Source organism: Microbacterium sp. ISL-103, from assembly GCF_018613995.1.
GTDB lineage: Bacteria > Actinomycetota > Actinomycetes > Actinomycetales > Microbacteriaceae > Microbacterium.
Window position 1 is genome coordinate 1 of record NZ_JAGGPD010000076.1, and the last position, 3,467, is coordinate 3,467.

General features: G+C 70.0%; 4 protein-coding genes and 1 riboswitch. All 4 genes read right to left on the reverse strand.

What is annotated here, in order from left to right; translation table 11 throughout:
- Window positions 1–12 precede the first annotated feature (12 nt).
- Window positions 13–106: riboswitch (TPP riboswitch) on the reverse strand.
- A 22-nt stretch (window positions 107–128) separates the two neighbouring features.
- Window positions 129–1,100, reverse strand: coding sequence for an NAD-dependent epimerase/dehydratase family protein (locus J7E68_RS03345; RefSeq protein ID WP_215169838.1), 972 nt, complete (start codon window positions 1,098–1,100; stop codon window positions 129–131).
- Window positions 1,101–1,163: 63 nt separating this feature from the next.
- A complete protein-coding gene (locus J7E68_RS03350) occupies window positions 1,164–1,880 on the reverse strand; it encodes a DUF402 domain-containing protein (RefSeq protein ID WP_215169840.1) in 717 nt (238 codons plus the stop codon).
- Between the two features lie 102 nt (window positions 1,881–1,982).
- Entirely contained in the window at window positions 1,983–3,260 is a 1,278-nt protein-coding gene (locus J7E68_RS03355; RefSeq protein WP_311416192.1) for a hypothetical protein, read from the reverse strand.
- A gap of 36 nt (window positions 3,261–3,296) precedes the next feature.
- Window positions 3,297–3,467, reverse strand: a 171-nt coding sequence (locus tag J7E68_RS19565) for a phenylalanine--tRNA ligase beta subunit-related protein (protein WP_251048591.1), incomplete at its 5' end; no start/stop codon positions are given.

Below are 3,467 nucleotides of genomic sequence, written 5' to 3' on the forward strand. Positions count from 1 at the left end.
CCGGACGCAGACGATCGCTCATTGCGACATCCCTTCGCTAGTACGAACTAGATCAGGTTCGACGGGTCTCATCTCAGCCGCGGATGCGGCACCCCGTGTCACTGCTCAGAGTCTAGCGACGCGCGATCTCACCCCAGCCGCTGGATCAGTGCGAGCTCGTCTGCCCGGGTGAGGCCGGCTCGGCGATCGCGATCGACGCCGCGGTGCTGTTCGTCGTCGACCACCGCCGCGATCGTCTCATCGAGCGGCCGCAGTCCGCCCCCGGCCGCTCGATAGCGCTCGTTCGACCGGGTCATGAACCCGGTCATCTCGGCGGGCAGCCACAGCGGCAGCGACCGCTCCCCCGCCCAGTGCTCGACGCCGTTCGCGACCAACCAGTCATCCTCTGCCGTCACGGTGTCGCCGCGGTGCCCGGCACGTCGACGCACCGCCTCCAGGACATCGCCCAGAGCATGCCGGTCTCCGATCGCATCGATCACGCCGGTCGCCGTCGTCGTGACGAGGAACTCGGTCAGATCATCGACGTCGATGACCTGCACGCTGCGGCCGTCCCCACGCGGAACCAGCACCTTCTCGGTTTCCCCCTCCGCACGCAGGAACGCGGCAGCCCAGTAGCCGAAGCGGTCGCTGGGATCCCCCTGCCCGACGATCAAGCCCGGACGCACGATCAGCGCGCGATCGCCGAGGGTGCGCACCGCGTTCTCGGCGGCGACCTTCTGCGCTCCGTACTCGTACTCGTCTCCGACGGCGGCCGGCCGATGCACGGGCGCCGTCTCGTCGGCTCCGACTGTCGCGTCATCGGAGTACACCGACATCGACGACACATACGTCCAGCGCGCGGCCCTGCCGCCGAGAGCCTCCACTGCGGCCGCGACATGCGTCGCACTCGACGAGACATCGATGACGTGATCCCAGTCACGGCCCGAGACGGCGTCGTAGGCAGCGGGGTCGTCACGGTCGGCGAGCACCAGGCTCGCTCCCTCCGGAGACGGGCGCCCGCCCCTCGCGAGGCACATCACCGTCGCCCCGTTCATCAGGAGTCGTCCGGCGATGCGGCCGGACAGCCAGCCGGTTCCACCGAGGATCAGCACATCAGTCATGGCTCCATGCCACCAGCATCCGCCGGGGAAAGGAAGGGGGCTCCGCTCACAGCAGACCCGCGATCACGGCGTTCCGAGATCGTCGAGCCCCTCGAGAACGGGCACCCTCCACGACGGATCAGGCCGCCACGTCTGCCACTCGGGGTCGAAGGGCCACTCCCCTGCTCGGAACGACGCGATGGCCGCGTCGGCGTGACGCTCGATCTGCGCGGCCTGTTCGCTCGTGAGCCTCCCCTGCTCGATCGCGGCGATCAGCTCGTCCTCGTCCTTCAGGTGCACGCTGCCGTCCGGCTCGATCTCGACGTCGAGGATGTGATCCGACGAGTACGTGTCGTGATCGGTGCGCAGGTGCGCGTTCTCGAGGTTCACGTACCAGCCGGCGAACTGCCACCCGACATCGCTCACCTCGCTCCAGAACAGCCAGACCGACCATGCGGCGCCCGCCGGTGCGATGCGGAGGATGCCGTTGCCCCACCACTCCTCGACGATCCGCGTCCGCGGATCCAGCCACCGTCGCTCGAGGGGAACGGTCCTGATGCGTTCGCCCTCAGGCGTGCCCTGTCCCTCCTGCAGCGTGCCGGGTGCGAGCCATGCGACGAGACCGCGCTCGTCGTCGCGCACCACCCGCATGGGCGTGATCATCGATGCGTCACCGGTCTGCCACCCGGGCTTGCGGTAGTGCCACGAGATCTGATCGCCCGGCCGCAGGAAAGGACCTTCACCCATCGGCCTGACGCCATCGGGAACCGCAGCCGGGGTGCTGTGCGGAAGGATGCTCATCACGACACGCTACCCCGGAGGGCGACGCGGATCGGGTCGGCTCGGCGGCGACGGCCGCATGCGAGCCGCACCCCATCGGGATGCGGCTCGCATGCGGGTCGATCAGTCGCGCAGGGTCGCGCCGAAGCGCTCGGTGGCGACGGCGACGCCGGCGAGCTTCGCCTCGGTGGCCTCTGCCGCCGTGAGAGTGCGATCGTCTGCGCGGAAGCGGAGCGCGAAGGTGAGGCTCTTCTCGCCGTCGGCCACTCCTTCACCGCGATAGTCGTCGACGAGACGAATGGCCTCGAGAAGCGCACCGGCGCCCGCTTCGAGTGCGGCCCGGACGGCACCGGCGGGCACGTCGGCCCCCAGCACCAGCGACACGTCCTGCGTCGCCGCAGGGAAGGTCGACAACGACGCGGCGACGGCACGGCCTCCCCCGAGAGAGAGGATGCCGTCGAGATCGAGCTCGAGCACGGTGGCGCGACCGGGCAGGTCGGCCCCGGCGGCGACGTCGGGGTGGAGCTCTCCGACGTATCCGATCTCGACATCGCCCACCGTCAGAACGCCTGTGCGGCCCGGGTGCAGTGCAGCGCGCTCACCTTGGACGACATCGAGGTCGACGCCCGCGGCCGCCGCGATGACACGGGCGGCATCGAGCGCCTCGGACAAGCCCGTGGGCTCGGCGGCCCGACCGGGCTGACGAGCGACGATGTTGCCGGTGAGCAGCACCGCGACGTGGCGGTGCTGCGGCGGGATCGAGGCGTTGAGTGCGGCGAGCGTCGCATCCGAGGGACGAACCCCGAGCGGCGGCACCTCGTCAGTGCCGTACTCGACCCCGGGCTCGGGCAGGAACACGACTCCGGTCTCGAACAGCGCGAGATCCGTGAGGCCCCGCGAGATGTTGCGGTGCGCGATCTGCAGCAGCCCCGGGATGAGCGAGCGGCGCAGGAACGGTGCGGATCCGTCGAGCGGGTTCGCGAGTCGGATGCTGGGCAGGTGCTCCCCCGACGCCGAGCCGTGCAGATCGTTCTCCGCTTCGGTGGTGAAAGGGAACGAGGGCGTCTCGACGAGGCCGGCCGCGGCCAGCGCGTCGGAGACCCGACGACGACCCTGCTGGTGCGCCGTCAGGCCGCGGCCCGACGGAGGGGTCGGCAGCACCGAGGGGATGCGGTCGAGACCGTGGATGCGGGCGACCTCGTCGGCGAGCGACCACTTGTCGGTCAGGTCGGGGCGCCAGGTCGGCGGTATCACTGTCCAGCCGGCATCCGTGTCGCTGACCTCTCCACCGATGGTGGTGAGCGCGTCCACGATCTCGGCGTCGGAGTAATCGACCCCGATCAGCGCCTGCACGAATCCCTTCGGCAGTTCGATGTCGGCGACGAAGACCTCGGCGAACAGCGCGCCGCCCTCGTCGGTGAGCGCGCCGCCGGCGAGCTAGACCATCAGATCAGCGGCACGGCGGGCGGCGACGAACGGCACGAGCGGGGCGACACCGCGCTCGAAGCGCTTGGATGCCTCACTGGGAAGCTTGTGACGGCGCGCGGTGCGCGCGATCGTGATCGGATCAAAGGTCGCGGCCTCGATGAGCACGTTGCGCGTGGCGTC

What these genes read in the sequence shown, in the direction of transcription:
- J7E68_RS03345 (WP_215169838.1), bottom strand. Translation starts at nt 1,100, where the DNA reads ATGACTGATGTGCTGATCCTCGGTGGAACCGGCTGGCTGTCCGGCCGC.
- J7E68_RS03350 (WP_215169840.1), bottom strand. Translation starts at nt 1,880, where the DNA reads ATGAGCATCCTTCCGCACAGCACCCCGGCTGCGGTTCCCGATGGCGTC.